This is a genomic window from Frankia sp. KB5, assembly GCF_002099325.1.
Classification (GTDB): domain Bacteria; phylum Actinomycetota; class Actinomycetes; order Frankiales; family Frankiaceae; genus Frankia; species Frankia casuarinae.
This window is the reverse complement of sequence record NZ_MRUJ01000299.1, coordinates 1-3006: the sequence shown is the minus strand read 5'-3', so window position 1 is coordinate 3006 and position 3006 is coordinate 1. Positions and strand designations below refer to the sequence as shown.

The 3006-nt window shown below is 73.4% G+C and carries 3 protein-coding genes; all 3 read left to right on the top strand.

Annotated features, from left to right (window positions below; all coding sequences use genetic code 11):
- On the top strand, nt 1–1413 hold a 1413-nt coding region (locus KBI5_RS22825; protein ID WP_133057127.1), incomplete at its 5' end, for a type IV secretion system DNA-binding domain-containing protein.
- Nucleotides 1414–1451: 38 nt separating this feature from the next.
- The gene (locus KBI5_RS22820) at nt 1452–2387 is read left to right on the top strand and encodes a replication-relaxation family protein (protein WP_241883126.1); all 936 of its coding nucleotides are present in this window, start codon (nt 1452–1454) and stop codon (nt 2385–2387) included.
- On the top strand, nt 2384–3006 hold a 623-nt coding region (locus KBI5_RS22815), incomplete at its 3' end, for a lytic transglycosylase domain-containing protein (RefSeq protein ID WP_133057126.1). The genes KBI5_RS22820 and KBI5_RS22815, both read left to right, overlap by 4 nt.

Below are 3006 nucleotides of genomic sequence, written 5' to 3'. Positions count from 1 at the left end.
CGGCTGCGCCGCGGGGACCTGCTCGCTGTCGGTGAGCTCGCCGCGCTGGCCCACCTGCCGTTGGACACCGCTGTCCCCGGCCTGTCCCGCGCCGGGGCCGCGGCCGTCGCGCCCCCGGCGGGGATCCCCGAGGCCGGGCCCCGGGTGAAGCCGCTGGGCGAAAGCGAGGCCGGCCGGCGCCGCAGGGTCGGCCTGAACGTCGCCGACGCCCGCCACCACGTCCACGTCGTCGGCGCCACCGGCTCCGGCAAGTCGACGCTGCTCGCGAACATGATCCTCGCCGATGCGGAGGCCGGCCGCGGGCTGGCCGTCTTCGACCCGAAAGGCGACCTGGTCAACGATGTTCTCGCCCGCCTGCCCGCGGACGCCGCCGGCCGGGTCGTGCTCCTCGACCCCGAAGACGCCGCGGCCCCGCCCTGCCTGAACATCCTCGACGGCGCCGACCCGGACCTGGCCACCGACCAGCTGGCCGGGATCTTCCGCCGGATCTGGTCCGACAGCTGGGGGCCGCGGACCGATGACCTGCTGCGCGCCACCTGCCTGACCCTGCTCGAGCGGCGCACCCGAACGGGGGCCACCCCGACCCTGGGCGACATCGTCAAAGTCCTCACCGAACCCGACACCCGGCGGAAAGCCACCACCGGGGTGACCGACCCGATCCTGGCCAGCTTCTGGGAGTGGTACGGGCAGCTGTCCGACGGTGCCCGCGCCGCGGCGATCGGCCCGATCCTCAACAAACTCCGCGCCCTGCTCCTGCGCACCTTCGCCCGCCAGGCCCTGGCCGCCGGGCCCTCCACCGTCGACCTGCGCCAGGTTCTCGACCGCGGCGGGATCCTGCTCGTCCGTATCCCCAAAGGCGTGATCGGGGAGGACGCCTCCCGGATTGTCGGGTCGATCGTGTTGGCGAAGATCTGGCAGACCGTCCTGCACCGGGCTCGCCTGGCACCTGAGGACCGCCCGGACGCCACCTGTTTTTTGGACGAAGCACAGAACTTCCTGACCCTTCCGGGGGCGGTGGAGGACATGCTCGCCGAGGCCCGCGGCTACCGGCTGTCGATGACCCTCGCCCACCAGCACCTGCGGCAGCTGCCCGACGATTTGGCCGACGCGCTGAGCACGAACGCCCGCAGCAAACTGTTCTTCGGCGTCAGCCCGAAGGACGCCGCCGACCTGTCCCGGCATGTCAGCCCCGTCCTCACCCAGCACGACCTCGCCCGCCTCCCGGCGTGGACGGCCGCGGCCCGCCTCGTGGTCGACCAGGCCGACACCGCCGCGTTCACCCTGCGGACCCGTCCCCTGCCACCCCCGACACCGGGACGGGCCGACGCGCTGCGGGTCGCCGCCCGCCGGCACACCGCCACCCCCGACGCCGGGCGCGGCCCCCGGCCCGGCCCGGCGGCAGGCGGGCGGTGAGCGGCGCCGAGCAGGCCCTGGTAGAGGTGGCCGGGCGGATGACTAGCCGGGACCGGTGGATGTTCGCGATGCTGCACGAACACCGGGTCCTGACCCGCCCCCAGCTGACCCGCCTCGCGTTCGGCAGCGACCGGATGACCCGGCTCCGCCTGGCGACCCTCCACCAGCTCCAGACCGTCGACCGGATACGTCCCTACTACGGCCAAGGCCGCGGCACCGGTCCCTACCACTACACCCTCGGCCCCCTCGGCGCGGCGATCCTCGCCGCCGAACGCGGCCTGAGCATCGCCGAACTCGGCTACCGCCGCGACAAACTCCACGCCTGGGCGCACTCACCCCGCCTCGGTCACCTCGTCGGCGTCAACGCGGTCTTCACCGCCTGGGTGCATGCCAGCCGCCCCCGCCCCGACGACCAGGGGCTGACCGCCTGGTGGTCCGAACAGCGCGCCGCCGCCCTGTGGGGGCAGTGGATCCGCCCCGACGGCTACGGCACCTGGCAGACCGGCCGGCGCCGGCTCGACTTCTTCGTCGAATTCGACACCGGCAGCGAATCACTGTCCCAGGTCACCCGCAAGATCCCCGGCTACACCCGCCTTGCCGCCTCCAGCGGCCTGACCAGCCCCGTCCTGATCTGGCTGCCCTCGRCCTACCGGGAGCGGGAACTGCGTGCCCGGCTCGCCGCCACCCCGTCCGGGGTCGTCATCGTCACCGCAGCCCCCGCCCCCCTGACCGGCCCCACCCCCGCGGCCGACCCGCCGGACCTCGCTCCGGCCCGGGGGGTGTGGCTGCCGCTGAACGCCACTGCCCGCACCGACCTCGACGGGCTCACCTCCCGCTACGGCACCCCGGTCCTGGCCCGTTCCCCGTTCGATGACCCCGACCCGAACGACGACGGCGACGAGCCCGAGCAGGCGCCGATGCCCCGCCCACCCGCGCCGCGTTTCGGAGCGCGGTCCCCTCTCGGCCCCGCGTGAGCCGGATCGCCGCCGGACTGTGCGCACTCCTGCTCGCCGTGCCGCTCCTCGCCGGCGGGGTCGCGGCCGGCCTCCTCGGCGGAGGGGCCGATGGCGGGAAGCAGCCGGCACCGTCCCAGGCCGCCGCGCAGGAGATCCCCACCGGCTACCAGCGGCTCTACGTCGCCGCGGCGTCGACCTGCCCCGGGCTGCCGTGGACCGTGCTGGCCGCCATCGGGAAAGTCGAGACCGACCACGGCCGCAACCCCGACTGGACCTCGCGGGCCGGGGCGCAAGGACCGATGCAGTTCCTGCCCGCCACCTTCGCCGCCTACCGGGTCGACGGCGACGCCGACGGCACCACTGACATCAACAATCCCGCCGACGCCGTCTACTCCGCAGCGGCCTACCTGTGCGCCTCAGGCGCACGTAACGGCGCGGATATTCCCGCCGCGCTCTTCAGCTATAACCACGATAATTCTTATGTCGCGCGTGTTCTCACCCAGGCCGACGCCTACTCTGAACCGACGTCGAGCTCTTCAGTAGAGTGCCAGCTTGTTCAGTCGACAGTTCAGTCGGGTTCCGATGGTTTCAGTAGTGCGGCGCTGGCGGCGGTCGTGTACGCCTGTGCGCAGATCGG